Origin of the sequence: Psychromonas antarctica (assembly GCF_022267535.1) — a bacterium.
Lineage (GTDB): Bacteria > Pseudomonadota > Gammaproteobacteria > Enterobacterales > Psychromonadaceae > Psychromonas > Psychromonas antarctica.
The window spans coordinates 13,872-36,099 of record NZ_JAHNZV010000021.1 but is presented as its reverse complement, the minus strand read 5'-3'; the positions used below and the strand labels follow the sequence as shown (position 1 = coordinate 36,099).

The following is a 22,228-nucleotide window of genomic DNA, read 5'->3' as shown; positions in this document are numbered from 1 at the left end:
GCTAGCTGAAGAGTCTGCTTCTATATGTCATTGAATGTGATTAAGATCACAAGTAAGCGCTTCCTTTTGTAATTGGGTATGTCATATATTTATACTGCGTGCGTAACTTAGCAGCAATTTTTTGGAGATATTATGAAACTTTATCAAACAGTTAAAGATAGCGATTTTCGTTTAAGTGAAACGGAACATGCGGATTTATATAAAAATTATGAGCAGGAGGATACTACGACCTATACCGATGCGGGTGAACTGCATAAGATTTATATGGATGAATCTAAGACTTTTCAAGAGTGGGAGGGCTTCGGTGGCGCTTTTACAGAGTCCGCCGCGGATGTGCTTAATAGAATGAGCCCCGAGAAACAAAAAATAATGATGGAGGCGTATTTTCACCCACAGAAAGGGATCGGTTATAACTTTTGTAGAACCCACATCAACAGCTGTGATTTTTCTTTAGAAAACTGGGCATGCTGCGAGACAGAAGATCCAACGCTGACTGATTTTAATCTGCGACGCGATAAGCAACAGATTATCCCAATGATTGCATGGGCGAAAGAGCTTTCAGAGCAAGATATTACCCTTTTCTCTTCGCCGTGGAGTCCGCCTGCATGGATGAAAACCAATGGCCAGATGAATAATGGTGGAAAGTTAAAAGATCAATACCGTCAGGCATGGGCACTTTATTATTGTAAGTATATTAAAGCGATGCAAACCGAGGGGATAACGATATCAGCCCTGACAATACAAAATGAACCAGCTGCGACACAAGTGTGGGATTCTTGTGTCTATAGCTCGGAAGAGGAGCGTGATTTTGTCCGCGATTATCTTGGGCCTACCTTAGAAAAACAGGGATTAGGACATATTAAATTAGTCTGTTGGGATCATAATCGCGCCGAAGCCTATGATCGTGCTCAGAAGATGTTTGATGATGAAGTTGCGAGCAAGTATGTCTATGGTATCGGCATTCATTGGTATATGGGAGATAACTACCAAAACCTTAAGTTAATCAATGATATCTACCCTGATAAGAAAATATGGTTTACAGAAGGGTGTCAGGAAAATGGACCACATCTAGGTGATTGGAATGTCGGTGAACGGTATGCGCACTCGATGATTAATGATTTAAACCATAATACATCTGCATGGTGTGACTGGAACCTTTTTCTTGATGAAAACGGTGGGCCAAATCATGTGAATAATCTATGCAGTGCGCCCATCATCGCAGATACGGTTAATGATGAAATTACAGTTAATCCATCATATTACTATTTTGCTCATTTCTCTAAATTTATAAAGCGAGGTGCTAAACGCATCGCAGTATGCACTACCACTGATGTTATTGAAGCTACGGGCTTCATTAATCCGAATGGGGAAAAAGTCATCGTAGTATGCAATAACTCTGAACAAAGTTTAACCTATGCACTACATCATATAGATAAAGGTAGTTATATCACTATGCTGCCAAGATCGATTCACACCGTAGTGATTTAGTTGTCTTGATACTTAAAACAGCTGAATCGCTAACGTTCGCTGTTTTAAGTTTTGTTTTTTGAAAAATATTTTTAAACATCTAAAAGGTAACACTATCAAATTATACCCTTTTCATAGTGCTCTATTGAGGCATAGATAAAATGAATTAAAGCAAAAGCCTTTTTTGCAGTCAATCGTTGTTTCTGATTACAAAATTAATAACGAATTTAGCCTTCATTTAAACAACCATAAAGGCATAGATAATTTGTAGATTTGGTGGTAGATAGTGAAGACATTATCGGTAGGTAAATGTCCTCGATGGCGTTACCACAACAGGCCACATGGTCGATAATCTTGGAGCTCTATAATGTATTCGTTTTTTAGTTAATGATATTGATTTGAGGCTGCTGTAATGAGCACAATAGTTCATAAAAGAAGCCTCTCATGCTAAAGTGTGATCGAAGTACAGCTTTCTAATGAATCAGGTTGATCCGGTGGTTTCGGCAGCATACTATTCGTTAAAGAAAGCGCTTTCTTGTGTGTTGTGGATGTGCGATAGCAAATAGTCTTTGTTCATACATCAAATAGTGACCGTTTTCTTCCAGTTTTTTAAACTAAAAAGGATTATTTAATGCATAGTAAAAAGATTTTAGCATCGATCATATGTGGACTCTTAGCATCTTCAAGTGCTGTTATGGCTGATCAAATTAAACAGGGGGGGAACTTAGTTGTTCCTATTATCAATACTGGTTTTGTTGATAACTTTAACCCATATACCTCTGGTGGGTTATATGATGGCGTGTTGTACGAGCCATTAATAATGTTCAATATTAAGACTAATAGTGTTGAATACCGTTTAGCAAAATCGGCTGAGTATTCTACTGATTTGAAAACCATCACTGTTAAGTTGCGTGATGGACTAAAATGGTCTGACGGCAAAGCATTGACGGCAAAAGATGTAGCATTTAGTTACAATATGACCAAGACAGCTCCTGCATTTGACCAAAAAGCGATCTGGACCACTGGTAATTTAATCAGTGTGGAAGCGACTGACCCAACAACTGTTGTTTTTAAATTAAATACCGCAGATTCAACATTTATTTGGGGATTGTCTAACTACCATATCGTGCCAGAACATATTTGGAGCAAAGTTGCAGCGAAAGACTTGGCAACGTTTACCAATCCAAATCCTGTAGGCAGCGGCCCTCTGACTGATATTAAATATGTTAAGCCACAACAGATAGAAGTTTGTCGAAATGACAACTATTACCTTGAAAACCGTCCTTACATTGATTGCATCACTTTCCGCTCATACAATGATAACTCTCAAATTCAACCTGCATTGATGAAAGGTGAAATTGATTGGGGTTCTAACTTTATTGCTGATGTTGAAAATACGTTTGTTGCTGCAGATCCTAAAAACAATCATTTCTGGTACCCAGCAAACGATGCAATCCACCTTTATGTTAATACGAAAGAAAAACCTTTTGATAATTTAAACGTGCGTCAAGCATTATCGATGGCGTTGAATCGTGATGAGATTGTCGATATAGCGGCTTATGGTTACCCAACGGCTAACTTTAACGCAGGTGGTATTGCTGAACTATATGCCCCATTTATCAATAAAAAAATCTCTGATAAATATAAATGGATAACAACTTATAACCCAGAAAAAGCTAAACAGTTACTTGATGAAGCAGGTTATAAAGACACTGATGGTGATGGATTCAGAGAGATGGATGGCAAGAACATTGACTTCGATATCAATGTTGTTAATGGCTGGACTGACTGGATTCAAGTCGTACAGATGGTGACTGAGTATTTCGAAGAAATAGGTATTAAAGCGAACGTAAAAACTGTCGATTGGTCTGTTTATGACAGTGGCTTAAAAGATAGTACTTATAAAATGTCTATTAACTGGTCAAAGGTTGCGACTAACCCGATTGAAGCTTACCAGACCTACTTCTTAACGTCACAGATTGGTAAAAGCTGGCATGCAGGTCATGGTGTTCATTCAGCTGAAATTGATACGCTGATCAATAGCTTCGGTCTGACGAACGATGCGAAGAAACAGCAGGTTATACTCGATAAACTACAAGAGTTTACCGCTGAAAATCTACCGTTTATTCCGCTATTTTCAAATGCAACTTGGTTCCAATACAGTACTGCCAAATTTGTTGGCTGGCCAAGTGAGGAAAATCCGTACGTTCAACCAAGTTTCTATGACGGTGGTAACCGTAACTTGATTATTAATAATCTGCACCTCAAGTAACTTAGAACTATCAAAAGAGTCACTTTGTGGCTCTTTAATTATTGGAACAAATTATGAGTTTTTTATTACGCCGACTTAGTTTTTATTTTACTGCTTTTCTGATTGCAATTTCATTTAACTTTCTACTGCCAAGAATGATGCCGGGTAATCCCATTGACGCATTATTCGCAGCTGCGCAAGGGAAAATGGATCCTGCGCAAATGGATGCAATAAAAGAGATGTATGGTTTTATGGACGGCTCTTTTTTTGAGCAGTACATTGCATATATTCAAAGTGTCTTTACCTTGGATCTTGGACCATCAGTCTTAATGTTTCCTATTGATGTGACAACCGTTGTCGGCATGTCTCTGCCATGGACCATGTTTTTAGCATTAGGTTCATTGATTGTTGCTTTAATTATCGGAGTTTCAATCGGCACTTATTCAGCTTATAGACGAGATGGTTTCTTCGGCCAGTTTGTGCCGCCATTTTTAGCTTTTTTGAGTAATTTTCCTTATATCGTAACTGCATTATTACTCTTTTACTTTTTCGGTCTGGAACTTGAACTTTTACCACTTGCCTACACCTATGATCCTTCATTAGCACCTGGGTTTTCTTTGGAATTTATCGGCAGTGTGGCAAAACATGCGATTTTACCTATGGGTTCAATGATTTTAGTGGGCATCGCGACTTGGGTCTTTAATATGCGTAATGCGATGATCAATGTGCTTGGTGAAGATTACGTCACCATGGCTGAAGCCAAAGGGCTAAGCAGTTATCGGGTGATGTATCGCTATGCAGGTAGAAACGCAATTTTACCCGTTGCAACAGCAATCGCGATGGCGATCGGTTTCTCCTTCGCGGGATCAATTATGACCGAGGTAGTCTTTAACTATCAAGGTTTAGGAAATATCCTGCTTAAAGGCATTATGGCGCGAGATTATCCGCTTATCCAAGCCATTCTATTGATTCTGGTCACTGCTGTGTTAGTCGCCAATTTTATAGCCGATCTACTATATGTATGGCTTGACCCTCGTATTTCTAAATAAGGTATAGATATGAACAATTCAATTGCATCTGCTCCTAACCAACAAAGTCAGTTTAGACAGACATGTAGTACTGTCTGGATGAAATGCAAAGCATTTTTCAGTGGTAACCCACCGGCGATTATTGGTGTGAGTTTAATTATGGTTATTTTGCTTGGTGCGTTATTTGCGCCAATATTATCCAGCCATAATCCAGATAAGCGTGTTGCTAGACCGCACGTGGCTCCCAATGCGGAACATATTTTAGGCTCAACACGCAACGGTCGAGATGTATTCAGTCAGGTACTTTACGGCGCAAGGAAAACCTTAGCGGTCTCACTTTTTGCGGGCATTATCGCAATGAGCATCGCTATCGCCGTCGGCGTTACATCGGGTTATATGGGTGGCAAAGTTGACGAGTGGATGAACTTTGCGACGAATGTATTCTTGGTTTTTCCTCAGCTTCCTTTACTGATTGTACTCGCTGCATTTTTGGGGCAAGTCGGATCGATGGTGATTGCCGTATTACTTGGATTTACCTCCTGGCCTTGGGGGGCGAGGGTGATTCGCTCGCAAACAATGGCGATAAGAAATAAAGAGTTTATTATTTCAGCAGAAGTGATGGGCGAGTCAAAAATACGCATTATTCTTGTTGAAATTTTGCCAAACCTAATTTCGATTGTGTTTGGTGGTTTCCTGGGCACCGTTATCTATGCAATGGGTGCAGAAGCAGCGCTTGGTTTCCTCGGTTTAGGCGACGCTACAGAAGTTAGTTGGGGATCAATGTTGTACTGGGCGCAAGTATCGTCTTCTTTATATACTGGCGCATGGTGGGAGATGCTTGTACCTGCAATTGCTTTAGCACTAACTGGCGGGGCATTAGCGTTAATTAATATGTCGATTGACCAGGTCAGTAATCCGAAACTTAAAACGGGTCCGCATCTGAAGTTATGGAAAAAAATGAATCATGAAACAGAAAAGCGTCGAGGTCTAGTATGAAAAAACCACTCTTAGAAATAAATAACCTGTGTGTTGATTATGTTTCTCCCAATGGTGTAGCAAGAGCGGTGAACAACGTCAGTTTGTCGATTGCGCCTGGTGAAACATTAGGTATAGCAGGAGAGTCAGGCTGCGGGAAAAGTACCTTAGCATTTGCAATTACACGTTTACATAAAGCACCCGCGCTAATATCAGAAGGTGAAATTATTTATAACGGTCGTGATATCTTAAAAATGACCAACAAAGAGTTGCGAGAGTTCCGTTGGAATGATGTTTCCATTGTTTTCCAAAGTGCCATGAACTCATTGAACCCTGTTATTACTATTGGCGAGCAACTTACCGATGTTATTGTTGCTCACAAAAGAATCAGCGTTAAGCAAGCCTCTATAAAAGCAAAAGAATTGCTTACTGTGGTTGGTATCCATGGTGACCGCTTGAGCAGCTTCCCACATCAGCTTAGTGGCGGCATGAGACAACGAGTTGTTATCGCTATTGCATTAGCGCTTGAGCCGAAGCTGATTATTATGGATGAGCCGACAACTGCATTAGATGTGGTCGTTGAGCGTGAAATTTTAAATGAATTATATGATTTGAAAGAAAAATTTGGATTCTCCATTCTATTTATCAGTCATGATTTAAGTTTAATGGGTGAAATCGCCGATCGTATTGGTATTATGTATGCGGGAAATTTGATTGAAATTGGTGATGCTAAAACAGTATTTAACAACCCATCTCATCCTTATACAAAAGGTTTACTTGCTTCATTCCCGACGATTCACGGGCCAAAAGAACGCCTCTATGGCATACCTGGCGATCCGGTTAATTTATTAAATCTACCGACTGGCTGTAATTTTCAGAAACGTTGTAACGATTGTATGGATATCTGTAAGAAAGACGATCCGATACTGGCTGAGCTTAATGTCGATTACAAAGTCGCATGTCATAAATTTTAAGGAATCATAATGGAAACGACAAATACTCCCGAGGTAGTGCTCTCAGTCAGAAATTTGATTAAAGATTTTTCTATCGGAAAAAAGAAAACTATGCGCGCAGTGAACGAAGTGTCATTCGATTTGTGCAAAGGCGAAGCGCTAGCCATAGTAGGTGAATCTGGTTCAGGTAAAAGTACTGGCGCTCGTGTTCTTACTCGTATTTATGATAAAACGGGTGGTGATATCATTTTTAAAGGGCAACCTTTAGATGAGTTTGTTAAGCAACATGGGTCGCTTGAATATGCCCGTCAGGTACAGATGATATTCCAAGACCCCTTTGGATCACTTAATCCGGTGCATTCGATTTTTCATCATATTGCTCGACCTTTACTTATTCATAAACGCGCAGATAAAAAAACCATTGAGAAGTTAGTTTATGAGCTTCTTGAACTCGTCGGTTTGTTTCCTGCTGCTGAAACGGCAGGGAAGTTCCCCCATGAACTCAGTGGTGGGCAAAGACAACGTGTGGCTATTGCGCGTGCATTAGCTGTAGATCCCGAAGTAATCTTAGCCGATGAACCGATTTCGATGCTCGATGTATCTGTTCGTCTGGGTATTTTGAACTTAATGACCGATCTCAAAGATAAACACGGCATTTCGTTTATGTACATTACTCATGATATTGCAACCGCAAGATATTTTGCAGAAAAAACGGCGGTTATGTACGTCGGCCATATGGTTGAGTGGGGCAATAGTGATAAAGTCACACAAACACCGCAACACCCCTATACACAATTATTGCTCTCTGCTGTGCCTGAAGCGGGACAAAAAGGGCGCCGAGAATTAGGGGCTAAAAAAGGTGAAATACCGATGTGGACAGGTGATACAAAAGGTTGTCCATTCGCAGCGCGTTGCCCTCGTGCATTAGATAAATGTAATGATAGTTTCCCTGGTGTTACGCAAATCGCAGAGGAGCATTTCATTCGTTGTCATAATATTTAATCACTGAATAATTTGGCTTTACGTGCTTATGGATATTGTTTATTACCTAAGCACTTTTTTTTACCCTGCGCAAAAAAAGTAAGCGCTTACACTAATGGGTTTGACCATGAAAAACGAAAATAGTTATAATTCATCTCCCGCTATCTCGGGAAAATTCATTTCCATTGATGGAGATAAATACTATCAGATAACCAATGCTGATCAGATGAAGCCCTTTTTTATCAGTGTTGTATCGGCCAGTGATCACTGGTTATTTATTTCATCAACCGGTTGTTTATCGGCGGGTAGAATTCGACCTGAAAATGCTTTGTTCCCATATAAATCAGTGGATTACATCCATGAGAGTGCTGAAAATACTGGCAGTAAAACCATTGTTAAAGTAATGACTGAAAATGGTTGCAAACAATGGGAACCGTTTAATCTTCAGCATAATAGCCTTTATCAAGTCCAGCGTAATCTTTATAAAAATATTGCCGGTGATAAGATTGTTTTTGAAGAAATCAATCTTGATCTCGGGCTTACTTTTAAATATCAGTGGGCTACTAGCGAGCAATATGGTTTTGTCAGAACTTCTACAGTGAAAAACGATGTGCAACAAGCCATTGAATTTGAAATTGTAGATGGTATTCAAAATATTTTGCCGCCTAATGCGCCGCTTACGCTTATGCAGACATCTAGCGCCTTACTGGATGCTTACAAGTGGAATGAACTATTACCTAAATCTGCATTGGCAACCTATAGCTTATATGCCAAATTAAGTGATCGCGCCGAACCCGCGGAATCATTACGCGCCACAACCGTATTTAGTGTTGCCGACGATTGCCAATCTATTTTACTGTCAAGTGAACAGCTCGGCGCCTTCCGTCGCGGAGAAAAAATAGTCAATGAAACACTGCGTCGTGGTTTAAGAGGTGCTTATTTTATTCACAAAAGCTGTCTGCTTGCTGCCGGTCAAGAAAACAGCTGGCAGATAATTGCAGATATTGATAAAACACACAGTGATATTGCTCAATTACAGAAAAATTTACAATTGGGTGTAGCTGTAACAGCCAATATTAATCAATCAGTTGATGCTAACCATCAAGATCTGTTAATGCTAATGGCAGGTAGTGATGCTTACCAAAAAACGGCGCAAGAAGAGACGACTGTTCATCACTATGCTAACGTTTTATTTAATAATATGCGTGGTGGTGTCGTTGTTGATCAATATTGGGTAGAGAAACAAGATTTTGTAAAAAACCTGACCCATTCAAATAAAGTGGTAGCAGAAAAATGCCGAGACTTTTTTGCAACTTTGCCTGAGCGTATTGATTACCAAGAGTTGATCAGGTTAGCAAGTAAGCAAAATGATGCGCAACTTATTCGTCTTTGCCATGAATATTTACCGTTAACTTTTGGTCGTCGTCATGGTGATCCAAGCCGTCCATGGAACCATTTTGAAATCAAATTAAAAGATGAAAATGGTGATCGATTATTATCTTATCAAGGGAACTGGCGTGACATTTTCCAAAACTGGGAAGCGCTAGGCCTAAGTTACCCTAATTTTATTAAGTCATTTATCTCTAAATTTGTTAATGCTTCTACTATCGATGGTTATAACCCTTATCGTATTACTAAAGCGGGGGTCGATTGGGAGATGTTAGAGGCTGATGATGCTTGGAGTAATATTGGTTACTGGGGTGATCACCAGATTATCTATTTACTTAAATTCTTAGAGTTATCTAAAAAATTCCAACCTCAAGAACTCAGTGAATTATTAAATGCTGAAATTTTCAGTTATGCAAATGTGCCTTATGAAATTGAAGGTGTTGATAAATTGTTTGCTGATGCTAAAAATACGGTGATTTTTAATGACGACAAACAGGCGGTTATCGATAATCGCGTGCAAGAACTGGGCAGTGATGGGCGTCTATTATTAGATGAGAATAACAATGTGTATATGGTTAACCTGACCGAGAAATTATTGGTTCCATTGTTAGCGAAGCTGGGTAACTTAGTTGTTGATGGTGGTATCTGGCTTAATACGCAGCGTCCAGAATGGAATGATGCAAATAATGCGATTGTTGGTACTGGATTATCTATGGTGACATTGTACTATATGCGCCGTTATGTTGCGTTTTTACAAGCGTTATTAAAAGGTAATATGGGTCAAGTGCAGCTATCAACTGACTTAGCTGATTGGGTTGTTGCGACGTCAAAAATTTTACAAGAAGCGAATAGTCTACTTACAGTTGGCATTATTAGTAGTGAAGCACGTAGTAAGGTGCTAGGTAAACTTGCTAGTGCATCGGCTGACTATCGTGCAGCTGTTTATAAAAGTGGTTTCTCAGGTAAAAAACAGTGTGATTTTACTACGCTTACTGAAATGCTTGATGTGAGTCTTGAGGTTATCGACGAAAGCATCCACAGCAATCTGCGTAAAGACGGTCTTTACAATGCTTATAATATTATTAATTACACAGCAGAAACCGTAAATGTTGACTTGCTTTACCCTATGCTTGAAGGTCAGGTCGCAGTATTGTCGGCGAGTGTACTCTCACCAGAGCAAGCTGTGACGCTGCTCGATAATTTATATGCGAGTGAAATGTATCGCGCGGATCAAAAAACATTTATGCTTTATCCAGATCGTGATTTGTCTCTTTTTGTTGACAAAAACTGCATTGATGCTGCGCGTGTTAATGCTAACGCGCTGCTTAAAGCAATGTTAGTTAAAGGTGATCGTCGTGTCATCGAGATCGATTCCGAGGGGGCCTATCATTTTAATGCAAACTTTGAGAATGCGGGAGTATTAGCGAAAGCATTGCAAGTAGTCGCGTCTGACTATCAGGATGTTGCCAGCGAAAGCACCGCAGATGTACTCGCTTGTTATGAAGAAGTATTTAATCATCAGGCATTTACTGGTCGTTCAGGCACTATGTTCGGCTATGAAGGTTTGGGATCTATCTACTGGCACATGGTTTCTAAATTATTACTTGCTGTTCAAGAAAACTATTTTGCCGCATTGGAATTAGATCCTGCGTCACCGGCAACCCAAAAACTTGCTCAATATTACTATAAAGTACGCGCCGGTATTGGCTTTAATAAAACCCCTGCTGTTTATGGTGCCTTCCCGACCGACCCTTATTCACATACGCCTAAACAAGCGGGTGCTCAGCAGCCGGGGATGACAGGGCAGGTAAAAGAAGAGATTTTGACACGCTTTGGTGAATTAGGTTTGATTGTCGACGAGGGGAAAATTAACTTTAGACCTTCTCTACTAAAAGAGACTGAATTTTTAACTGTAGCGGATAAATTCACATTCATTAACCTTGATAGCAAACAGCAATCGATTGATCTTAAGATAGGGCAGTTAGGGTTTACTTACTGCCAAGTGCCTTTCATTTATGAGGTATCTGAAATAGGAAAAGTGGAAGTGCTGCTTGAAAACGGTGAAACTATACAGTTAAATAGACTCGCACTGAGTACATTGCTAAGTCGTCAAATATTTTCTCGTAGCGGTGGTATTAAACAGGTGAGCGTGTCCATTCCTGCAAGCATGTTATTAAAACTCGCTGGGAGTGACTGTGAATAATCACCTGTTAGAGGTGTCTGAATATAACGCGGCAGGTTATGCACCTGTCGTCGATTTTCAGACCTGGCGAGTCGCAATGCTCAATTACATTGACGAGTTAGACGCTGATAAAATAGATAACTTTCAGTGTCATAATGAAACCGATGAGGTATTTGTATTGTTATCAGGCAAATGTATTTTATTTTGTGCCGAGCTTGATGAGAAAAATAATATTATTGAAATAATCAGTTGGGATATGGAAATTAACAAGATCTACAATATTAAGCGTGGCGTATACCATACGCACACCCTTAATAAAGAGGCTAAGGTTTTGATCGTCGAAAATCGAGATACAGATGACAATAATTCGCCAAAGATTATGATTGATGAGCACATACGTGACAAGCTAAAGGCGATAACCACTAAACATTGGTGATAATCGCTTCGGGTATTATTAAAGGCAGTTTTTCTGCCTTTTTTTTCGTTTTTTTTTAGGCTAGGTACATGCCTCTATTATTTAGCGGACTACAATAGATGTTATCAGAGCACTATTATACCAATCGTAATAATTAGCTGATCTATTTTACTTGTTAAAATTGCTTATTTCATTGTTGAAAGTTTCGTAAAGGGAACAACCATTTACATTAACTTTCGCCTCAAACTAAACAATTTTTCCTGCGTAAAATTTAGATCACATATTTAATAGGATTGGTATTAATTAAAGCTAACTGAATCGCTAATTAGCATTTTGGATGTATTAAAATAGCCGGCCTAGCTGGCTATTTTAATAGCCAATTAATGCAATGATGGGCATAAAAAGAGGGGCTAGGAAGGCATGAGTTGCAAGACATAGTTGTTGTTACTTCAGCGCATCCGATGGATCCATTGTGGCCTGCTTTAGTTGCTAACAAGGTGATGTTTTGAATCAAATTCATAACACAGTTAGGGGCTATTTTAATAAGTCACACTGCTTACCTTTTTGCTTTCTTCGTTATAACTCGAGTCTATTATTTTAACTGAATCTCTGATCACTAGCTCTGGGGCTAATTTATTTTGCACCGAATAGGTTTTTTTGCTCACTAGAGAGAGTACGCAGTTAGCTGCCTCGATGCCCATTTCGATAACAGGGAAGTTAACCGTAGTGAGTTTGGGTCTTATGTGTTGGCTGTAAGTATCATTATCAAAACCAATAAGAGAAATATCCTCACCAATAATAAGTCCTCTCTCACTGCAGACATCATAAACAGCTAAAGCAATATTGTCATTTTGGCAAAAAATAGCTGTAATGTGATTACTCCTATCCAGTAAGCGTCTGACCTTTTCATGGTTACCATGATGGTCAAATCGACCTTCTACAATCAAACTGGCATCATATTTTACGCCATATTCAGTGAGTGCATTTCGATATCCTTGTAAGCGATCTCGACTGTCAATTTTACTAAGCTGCCCGGTAATACAAGCAACTTTGTGATGGCCAGATTCAAGTAAATGTTTAGTTGCAAGATAACCACCAAGTTCATTATCAATACAGATACATTGTTTAGAAAGTTCAGGTATATAGCGGTTTAGAATGACTGTTGCAGTGGTTTCTTTGGCTATTTGTATTAATTCATTATCAGATAACATATCTGAGTGAATGATTAAGCCGTCAACTTGTTTAGACTGCAGAAAGCGAATCGAATCTTTTTCTTTTTCTTTTGATTCTTGCCCACTCGTGACAATTAAATGCATGTTTTTTTTACGAACAATATCTTCTGCATTATGCATCAAAGGGCCATAAAAGGGCCCTTCAAGAGAGCCTACTAGCATGCCGATACTGTTTGAGCGGCTCGAAGCCAGTGCTTGAGCAAAGGAGTTCGGCTTGTAACCCAGTTTTTCTATTGCTGCAAACACTTTGATTTTATTCGCTTCTTTGACTGTCGGATGGCCATTTAAAGCTCTTGAAACAGTTGCCTGAGAAACTTGGGCAAGTTCGGATACTTCCTTGATGGTGATCAACTTACTCTCCTATATTATTTTATGGGGTGGTTTGAATTAAGCCGTTATAATGATTGAAATTTTTCAACTCATTAGTTTCGCATTTATTGCTCGATTCTGCACCTCGCTTTGACGTAGAGCAAGCCCTTTCTTCCATGGCTTCGGATAACGTACACACTCTGTGAAGTCGGTTCGTGTGTGTTTAGGCACCGATCAGCATTTATTTGAGCTTGGAGATCAATAGGAACGATTATATTATTTTTCAGAACGTTCTATTAGTTCACTTTAGAATCTAAATTGCGTGACTCACATCACGTGAAAGCGCTTACTTTAGTGACGGCGCTCACTTTATACCTGCCATTTTGTCTTTATACTTGCTTCTGAAATTAGCCAACGGGTCTTAACTGCATATTGAATGTTACCTGATCATATTTGGTATTTTCTTAACAATACAAGAAAGCGCTTACTTGCGACTTTCTTGGTCAACACTCGGAATTACAATAAAACTATGGAGTTACAATGAAACTATCAAAATTAACCCTTGCATGTCTGCTTGCTACATCGGGGTTCGCTGTTACCAGTGGTGCTAATGCAGAAGTCACTGATGGGCTAGAATTTCACGGCTACTTTCGTTCTGGAGTTATCTTAAGCGTTGAAGATGACTTACAGCGTGCTAAGTACCCTGCATCAAAAGAACAACTAGGCCGTTTAGGTATTGAGTCCGATAACGATATGAGTTTTGAGTTGGTCAAAAAATGGGCCTTTGATGACGGCAAAAATATCCGCATTCATGTAGCAGTAGCGGGTACGGGTGATGATAAAGCGCTGGGTTCTTCAGTAGATGCCGGTGGTGTAGATAATAGTATGGGCTTTGGGCAAACTTATGTTGAGTTTGCTGGCTTGACTGAAACGGGTACTTTCTGGGCTGGTAAACGTGATTACGGTAAAGATAACTATATCTTTATGACTGATTTCTTCTACACGCAGATGTCTGGATTAGGTCTTGGTGTAAGCGATTATGAAATTGGCGATACAAAATTTGATTTCGCTTATATGTCTACTGACCGTAACGGAAATGCAGCTGGACGTTGGGGCGATAATACCAATAACTTGATGCATTCTGTTCATGTTGGCGCTAACTTTGGTAGCTTCGAACTACATGGTCAGGTTAAAGCGATGACTGATAACTGGGATTCTGCTGGCAATGAGTATGCAGAAACTGGTGCCGATTTAACGGCTATCGTTCATCTTGACAGTTTCCTTGGTCTTCCAGGTAATGGTTTTTCTAAAATTATCGGTCAAGTTGGTGTCGGTCTAGGCTCTCATCAATTGCTCGGTGGTACATTGAATGTCTACAACGGATGGGTTGCTGGTGGACCAGGTCCTGATCAAATGAGCTATGTTGATGATGGTGATGTTTCTGCTCGTTTCCTACTTTGGGGCGGTTATTTCCTAGAGAACGGCATTAATCTATTCCCTGCTCTGCAAGCACAATACAATGACAATGACGATGGCAGCAGTGATTACTGGATGTCGGCAATGATACGTCCTACTTTCCCAGTATCTGATAACTTCATGGTTGCGACTGAATTCGGTACTCAATATAACCATTATGAAGGTGATGGCTATCAAGGAAGTGGTAATAACGCGAAAATAACTATCGCACCTACTTGGGTTATCGGTACTGGCCAAGGCCCTGCACCAGAAATTCGTCTATTAGGCACTTACTTAAATCATGCAGGTACTAATAATGGTGATGATGATTTCATCGTTGGTATTCAAGCTGATATGTGGTGGTAAGCACTAAATAATCGTTAATTTTAAAGGGCCATCACTTTATTGCGATGGCCCTTTTCTTTTTATTAACGATGGCCCTTTTTTTGTTCATGTTGGAATGAATTTTATTTATGTTATTCAGTAAAAAATTGATGTTATTTGTCATCGCATTAATCACAAGCTCTTCCGCTTACGCTGCGCTCAACAGTCAAGACTCCGTAAGCACTGCGATAGAATCTAAAGTACCTTATTTTGCACAGTGGCCCACGTTACAAAGTGCGATTGGCAAAGATCCGTTAATTGAAAAGAGAATCACTGAAATATTGGTGCAAATGACCCTTCAAGAAAAAGTGGGTCAGATGATCCAGCCAGAACTGCGTGAAGTGACACCACAGGAAGCAAAAAGCTATAAGTTGGGTTCATTATTAAATGGTGGCGGTGGTTGGCCTAATAATAATAAATACGCGACAGCAAAAGATTGGGCGCAAGCGTCAGATAAATATTGGTTAGCTTTACAAGAAGCTTATCAAGGACGCGGATTTAAAATTCCGTTTATGTGGGCAACCGATGCGGTTCATGGCCACAATAATGTTTTTAAAGCGACCGTTTTCCCGCATAACATCGGTTTAGGGGCGGCAAATAATCCCGATCTTATTTACAAAATCGGTCAAGCCACAGCCCTAGAAATAGCCGCGACAGGGCTTGATTGGACATTCGCACCAACCGTAGCAACGCCTCGAGATTACCGTTGGGGCCGGGTATATGAAGGTTACTCAGAAGATCCTGAAATTGTTTATCAATATGCAAAGTCTATGGTCGAGGGTATTCAAGGTGGGGCTGCAGGACTTGCTGGTGACAGTCATGTGATTTCCAATGTTAAGCATTGGGTTGGCGATGGTGGTACGCAAAACGGCGTCGATCGCGGTGAAAATCATTACTCAGAAGATTATTTACGTAATATACATGCGACGGGTTATTTCGCCGGATTAGAAGCGGGTGCGCAAGTGGTGATGACCTCATTTAACTCCTGGCACAATGACGCAAATTACGCACAAGTTAAAGATGGACAATACAATAAAAAACTCCATGGCAGTAAATATTTGATTACCGATGTACTTAAAAACAAAATGGGATTTGACGGTATTGTTGTAACTGACTGGAATGGCCAGAGTGAGATCTCCGGTTGTAGCGCTGCAAACTGTCCTGCTGCGGTCAATGCAGGCAATGATGTGTTTATGGTGACTGCTCGTAATGATTGGCAGGCTTTTTATCACAATGTGATCGCGCAAGTTAATGACGGAACTATCCCATTATCACGTATCGACGATGCGGTGACACGTATTTTACGCGTAAAAATGCGCGCCAATTTATGGGCGAAAGTAAAACCATCACAGCGACCTCTTGCAGGTCATCAAGAACTGCTTGGCTCTGCTGAGCATCGAGCCTTAGCCCGACAGGCGGTCAGTGAGTCGCTGGTATTATTAAAAAATGCAGACAATATATTACCTTTAGCTGTGGATCAAAAGATCTTAATTGCGGGTAGTGCTGCTAATGATATTCAGAAACAAACTGGTGGGTGGTCACTCACCTGGCAGGGCAATGAAAACAATGTCAAAGATGATTTTCCCGGTGCTACAACCATGCTAATGGCGCTACAGGGTGTCGTTGGTCGCGACAATATCATTTCAAAAATGAGTGATGCTAACGAGAAGACAGTCGCAGTTGTTGTGATCGGTGAAGATCCCTATGCGGAAATGTTTGGTGATATAAAAGCCAATAAAACATTGGAATTCTCTACCATTAAACCAGCCTATCTGGCCGATTTAGAAAAAATCAAAGCGCTCAAGGCCGCTGGGTTGAAGGTTGTAACGATTTTCTATTCTGGTCGCCCGTTGTATGTCAATGAAGAGATTAATAATTCGGATGCCTTTGTGGCTGCATGGCTTCCCGGTACTGAAGCCGGTGGTATAACCGATGTGTTGTTTAATAAAAAAGGTAAGCACTTTAGCGGGCGTTTATCTTACTCATGGCCGATGAAGAAATGTTCCACAACGATTAATCGCATTGCACCCAATATAGTAGGTTACAAAACACCGCCCACCGAGCAGGATATCAGCGGCGAACATAAACCGTTATTTGCCTATGGTTATGGTCTATTTTACGGTTCACCGGTTACATCGGAGCATGATTTAAATAACCTCGCACTTGACCCACGGGATTTCGGTTGTGGCCAAAATGCACCGGATCGGGGTCTTGCGACAACCAAGATGGAAGTTTTTGGTCGCGACGCGTCAGCGGAATTTGTGGCAAGGATAGGTGGGGAAGCAAATGGTTGGGCGAGTGTTGATGTTTCCAATGGCAGCGAAACGTCCATTGCCGGTTTAACAACAAGGCCTATTAACTACAAGCATCAACAAGATGCATTAAATGTTAGTTTTGATGGGAAAAATGCTGCGCAGTTCTATATGCAAACAGGTGATTCATTAAGCTTGGATAAAAATAGTTATGCGAATGCTGATTCAACATTACAGTTCGATATTCGTATGCATAAAGCGCCAACTGCAGACACTAAAATAGCGATGCATTGTCAGTGGCCATGCTTAGGCGAAGTCAAAATCAATCGATTTTTACCCGCCGTGTCTGATTATTGGGCGACTATTAAAATACCGTTAAGCTGTTTTGCCAAGCAAGGCATGGATTATTCGATATTGAATACCGCCTTATTGATCTCGACAGCTGGTGAAATGGAATTTGATTTAGGTGAGATCCGTTTTGTCCCTCGTAGTCTCGATACGGCAGCAGCGGAGCTTAGTTGTGCCAATTTAGCTGATCCCGCATTACCTGCACTAGATGAGGCTTTCTCGGATATTTACAGCGCGCCATGGAATTCGAGTGTGTCAGTATGGAGTGCGAATATAACGGACTGGAGTCCTGCAGCGGATCTTATTCGTACTGAAACCGTCGTTAATGATAAGGAGACCGTGGTTAATGTAACTTACAATAGCGCGGCTTTGGAAACACAAAAAGGTGTGGTTATCTTAAGTGGTGAAACACAAAACTTAAGCCATTATAGAGAGAGGGGGACCCTGCAGTTTGATCTGATGGTGAGTGATTATGCCGCCAATGTTGATGGTCTAGTGGTTAAAATGGAAGGGCCAAATAACAGCGGCCCGGATTATTTTCTGCCTATTATTCCTGTTGCTGAATGGACCGCCATTTCTGTGCCAGTTAATAAATTAGTGACCGATGAAATAGTAAAAACCATTACTAAGCCTTTTGTCATATTACCTGCGTGGGCGAACCCGCAAGCGGGAGTGGCATTTAGTTTCAAAAATGTCCGTTTAGTTAAGTAAAGGTTTATTCAGCTAAGTAAGATGATAAGTGCAGGACTGACTCCGCTTATCATCTTAGCTGTAGCCGTGTATAGGCTACACGATTTGTTAATCTGGATTGCTACTTTATAGCAAATCTACTCATTATATATTCATTTATGCTTATTAAAATGGATGCGAGTTAAACGTAAATAAGATTTGCGTTTTATTGTTGATTTTATAATTAAAACTACTCGTTATAAAATCAACACCTTACTTGTATGCATTTCACCTACGCCGAAATAGAACATTTAATGAATGGAAATGGTATTAATTAGTGTGGTTATAGATGATGTTTTTCTCATAATGGAAATTAATAAGATGTTTAAAAAAAATAAACAGACCTCGGTTATTAAACGCATGTACGCTGGGTTTGCGCTGATGGTGCTACTCTTTATAGCGACAGTCACTTTAATGTTAAATGGAACAAGTCATATTTATAATCAACTTGAATCTGTTAATGAAGAAGCGCTACCGCTGGTTACTTTTGCGAATCAAACCAGTGTTAAATTGCTGATGGTAGATAAAATATTTAAAGACTTTTTAACTACGCAAGACGCACAACGCATGCAGGATTATGAAGACAAGTTTAGTTTAGCGCATCAAGACTTTAGTGCGGCGCTTGTCAAATTAGCTAAAATTTCGGCTACTAACCCCGCTTTGGATACCCAATTAGCTGAGCTGCAGTCGCTTGAGTCGCGTTACTTTACGGAAGCACATAATGCGATGGCTAACTACAAAACGCAGTTAAATGCACAACAAGAGCGTAAAAAAACCAATCGTCGCTATCAAAAATTACAGACTGATTTGCGCTTAGGCATGATTGATTATGTTAATAAATACGCGACGGATACGGTTAAAATTATAGCTAAAACCTATTTTGATAAATTAACACTCATAGAAACCGTTACTTCGGATGCGCTGGCAAGTGACGACAGCAAAAAAATCAGCAAAGCGATGAAAGCAAATCGGCGTAGTGTCATGCGTATAAAATATTCTTATGAAGGGCTACTATCGGAATTGCCTGGGTTCAAAGATGAATTTGACGCATCTAATACACAGTTTATCCAAGATGCGGGTAAAAAAGATGGCGTACTCGATCAGCACTTCAAATTTGTACAATCTCGCGATCTTTTGTATAGAAATATCGCCGTCCTTGCCGGTGAAGTTGATCAAGCGATGGCTATCCTTGCAACTTTTCGTGTTGAAGGTGAGCACCTCACGAGTAGTGCTATTGAAACGGCTAATAAAATCTATTTGAAGGGTTATACACAGGCGATAGTGATAGGTGGCGTGGTGACTGTTTTCCTTCTGTTTTTGGGGTGGTTACTCGCACAGAATGTACGTAAACCTTTGGTTTCTATTCTCAAAGCGCTTGAGGCGTTAACTGCTGGTGATATGACCATCAGGGTTAATGGTAATACCTTTATCGAGTTCAACCAACTCAGTGCGCATATTAATACGCTGGCATCCAATCTACAGGATATCTTGCGTGAATTAAGTTCAACTTCGGGTAATTTGGCGGAGGTGTCAGCTCAGAATCAATCTGTGATGACTGAATCTCGAGCTCGTTTAAATGAGCAACGTAATCAAACCGCATCGGTTGCTACTGCAATGACCGAGATGGAGCATTCAGTTAAAGATGTCGCCACTAGTGCGCAGACCTCTATGGAAAAAGTGCGCGATGTCGAAGTCGCGGCGCAAACCGGTCGTGATGTGATGAGTGATAACATTTCTACTATTCACCAGTTATCAGAGAATCTGAATGAATCAGTCAAAGTGGTTTCAACAGTCCAAGAGATGAGCAGTAACATAGGATCTATTTTGGATGTTATCCGTCATATTGCAGCGCAAACTAATTTATTGGCACTCAATGCGGCTATCGAAGCCGCTCGCGCTGGAGAGCAAGGGCGAGGCTTTGCTGTGGTTGCTGATGAGGTTAGAGTACTAGCAGAACGTACGACCAAATCGACGGCTGAAATTGAAGATATGATTCAAAACCTTCAGGAAAAATCAGAGCAAGCATCATCAGTAATGCAAGCTTGTGTTAGTGAAATGGATAAGAGCTTAACGCAAACTTCAGATGCGAATAGTGCCATGGAGGAAATTCAGGCAAATATTATTGAGATCAGTAAAATGAGTTACCACATCGCACATGCTGCGGAAGAGCAAAGTTCAACAAGCAATTCTATTTCTCGCAGTCTAGTCGATATTAGTCAGATAGCAGATGATAACAACTTATCAATGGAGCAAGTTGCGCAAGTGAGTAGAAAATTAGATGAATTGGCTCATCAGCAGAATGAGTTGGTGCATCGATTTAAAGTGTAATTTAACTGTCTATATTAATCGACGAGGTAAGTATTCACTTACTTCAACCATTTATTTAAGCTCTATTGCTAGAGCTTTCGCTTTTGTGTGATATTTTATTTAGCGGAAATAAAGTCTTTTTCAATGTAGAAATATCTGCGTGGTAAATATGAATAAGCGAATAAATGACCTGCTAATTCGCTGTGGGATTATTCGTTTTCAACGTCTTATTGCTGGAGAATGTAGTTCTGTGCTGCATTATCCGCTCTCATAAAGCCCGCTGTAACTTCGCGGGCTTGTTTGATTATATTGTGTTGCAATTTATTGCTGGCTTTTTGTAATTGCAAAAAAGTTAAGACTTATCACGTGTTCAATATCTAATTTTATGGGGGTAATTATTGCTTCGTGTGATCCAAGTATTGCTTCTTTATAAATCATCTTGCCTACTCTTTATGAGGCGTTTAACGTCAACTTGAAAGCGCTTTCTTTTGGTGGGTGGCAATGTACTCCTGTCTACAAGCCATTATAAATGGGATGCTTACAGCACTTGTTTAGCGCCTAAGATTCGAATTTCAGTTAGCCTCATAATCTACATTTTCACGTAGTTTGGGTATACCTATAAAATTAATAATGCAGTTAAGCGGAGAGAAGCGTGTCGAGTAAATACAATAAACATATGTCATTAGCGGGAGTTAATTTTTTAAACCTATCTCATGAGGCGCTAGGAGGAATTGCTGCAAAGATAATTGCGGATAAGATCCATGGCATCTCCTTTAGCCCTTATATAGAAGGGCAGGGGCCGGGTACGCAAATTAAGGAAGAACAGATCCGTGAACGATTGAAAGTTATCCAGTCAAATGTCAACTGGATACGTTCATTTTCCTGTACCGATGGTAATCAACTAATCCCTAAAGTTGCGCAACAGAACGGCCTTAATACGATGGTCGGTGTCTGGCTGGGCGATGACTTGGCAATGAACGAAAAAGAACTGGCTAATGCTATCGAAATTGCAAAAGCGGGGCATGCAACTATTCTCGCCGTGGGCAATGAAGTACTGCTGCGCGGAGATTTGACTGAAGATCAGCTAATTGACTACATCAAGCGTGCAAAGCAGGCTCTTCCTGATATTGATGTCGGTTATGTGGATGCTTATTACGAATTTGAAGATCATCCCCGTGTCGCGCAAGTCTGTGATGTCATTCTAGCTAATTGTTATCCGTTCTGGGAAGGCTGTCCTGCGCAATACGCGTTGCTATATATGAAAGATATGTATCGCCGAGCAGTGCGTGCCGGTGGCGGTAAGAAGGTGATTATCACGGAAACAGGTTGGCCGAGTATTGGTTCAGCGGAAGGGGGGGCGATTCCTTCTAATGAAAACGCGATGAAATATTTTATCGATACCTATTTATGGGCAGAAGAAGAGGGGATTGAGGTATTTTATTTTTCCTCTTTTGATGAAACCTGGAAAGTGGAAGTTGAAGGTGATGTTGGTGCCTACTGGGGACTGTGGGATAAAGAGGGTAAATTCAAATATAGTGACGACTTACAACAGTTGCAGGAGTGTGTATAAA

The 22,228-nt window shown here is 40.4% G+C and carries 13 protein-coding genes; 12 read left to right on the top strand and 1 reads right to left on the bottom strand.

Features of this window, described 5'->3' with window-relative positions; all coding sequences use genetic code 11:
- Nucleotides 1–132: 132 nt before the first annotated feature.
- The 8 genes from KSO91_RS07545 to KSO91_RS07510 all read left to right on the top strand — a co-directional run bounded on the left by KSO91_RS07545 (nt 133) and on the right by KSO91_RS07510 (nt 11,662).
- Nucleotides 133–1,488, top strand: a complete 1,356-nt coding sequence (locus KSO91_RS07545) for a glycoside hydrolase family 30 protein (protein ID WP_238742351.1) — start codon at nt 133–135, stop codon at nt 1,486–1,488.
- A gap of 673 nt (nt 1,489–2,161) precedes the next feature.
- Nucleotides 2,162–3,739 carry an ABC transporter substrate-binding protein gene (locus KSO91_RS07540; RefSeq protein ID WP_238742350.1) on the top strand — a complete coding sequence of 526 codons (1,578 nt, stop codon included), beginning with the start codon at nt 2,162–2,164 and terminating at the stop codon, nt 3,737–3,739.
- Nucleotides 3,740–3,792: 53 nt separating this feature from the next.
- Entirely contained in the window at nt 3,793–4,767 is a 975-nt protein-coding gene (locus KSO91_RS07535; protein WP_238742349.1) for an ABC transporter permease, read from the top strand.
- Nucleotides 4,768–4,776: 9 nt separating this feature from the next.
- On the top strand, nt 4,777–5,742 hold the full coding sequence (locus KSO91_RS07530; protein WP_238742348.1) for an ABC transporter permease: 966 nt from the start codon (nt 4,777–4,779) through the stop codon (nt 5,740–5,742).
- Complete coding sequence (locus KSO91_RS07525) at nt 5,739–6,695, top strand: ABC transporter ATP-binding protein (RefSeq protein ID WP_238742347.1); 957 nt, start codon at nt 5,739–5,741, stop codon at nt 6,693–6,695. Before KSO91_RS07530 ends, KSO91_RS07525 begins: the two co-directional genes overlap by 4 nt.
- A 9-nt stretch (nt 6,696–6,704) precedes the next feature.
- Complete coding sequence (locus KSO91_RS07520) at nt 6,705–7,676, top strand: ABC transporter ATP-binding protein (protein ID WP_238742346.1); 972 nt, start codon at nt 6,705–6,707, stop codon at nt 7,674–7,676.
- Between the two features lie 106 nt (nt 7,677–7,782).
- Nucleotides 7,783–11,247, top strand: coding sequence for a hypothetical protein (locus tag KSO91_RS07515; protein ID WP_238742345.1), 3,465 nt, complete (start codon nt 7,783–7,785; stop codon nt 11,245–11,247).
- Nucleotides 11,240–11,662, top strand: coding sequence for a hypothetical protein (locus tag KSO91_RS07510; protein WP_238742344.1), 423 nt, complete (start codon nt 11,240–11,242; stop codon nt 11,660–11,662). Before KSO91_RS07515 ends, KSO91_RS07510 begins: the two co-directional genes overlap by 8 nt.
- 518 nt (nt 11,663–12,180) lie before the next feature.
- Here KSO91_RS07510 and KSO91_RS07505 read toward each other — a convergent pair.
- On the bottom strand, nt 12,181–13,224 hold the full coding sequence (locus KSO91_RS07505) for a LacI family DNA-binding transcriptional regulator (protein ID WP_238742343.1): 1,044 nt from the start codon (nt 13,222–13,224) through the stop codon (nt 12,181–12,183).
- A gap of 498 nt (nt 13,225–13,722) precedes the next feature.
- Here KSO91_RS07505 and KSO91_RS07500 point away from each other — a divergent pair, with 498 nt between their 5' ends.
- From KSO91_RS07500 to KSO91_RS07485, 4 genes are all read left to right on the top strand, one after another.
- Nucleotides 13,723–15,003, top strand: a complete 1,281-nt coding sequence (locus tag KSO91_RS07500; RefSeq protein ID WP_238742342.1) for a carbohydrate porin — start codon at nt 13,723–13,725, stop codon at nt 15,001–15,003.
- A 107-nt stretch (nt 15,004–15,110) separates the two neighbouring features.
- On the top strand, nt 15,111–18,332 hold the full coding sequence (locus tag KSO91_RS07495; protein WP_238742341.1) for a glycoside hydrolase family 3 protein: 3,222 nt from the start codon (nt 15,111–15,113) through the stop codon (nt 18,330–18,332).
- 339 nt (nt 18,333–18,671) lie between these two features.
- Nucleotides 18,672–20,678 carry a methyl-accepting chemotaxis protein gene (locus tag KSO91_RS07490; RefSeq protein WP_238742340.1) on the top strand — a complete coding sequence of 669 codons (2,007 nt, stop codon included), beginning with the start codon at nt 18,672–18,674 and terminating at the stop codon, nt 20,676–20,678.
- A gap of 631 nt (nt 20,679–21,309) precedes the next feature.
- Nucleotides 21,310–22,227, top strand: a complete 918-nt coding sequence (locus tag KSO91_RS07485) for a glycoside hydrolase family 17 protein (protein ID WP_238742339.1) — start codon at nt 21,310–21,312, stop codon at nt 22,225–22,227.
- Nucleotide 22,228: the final 1 nt, after the last annotated feature.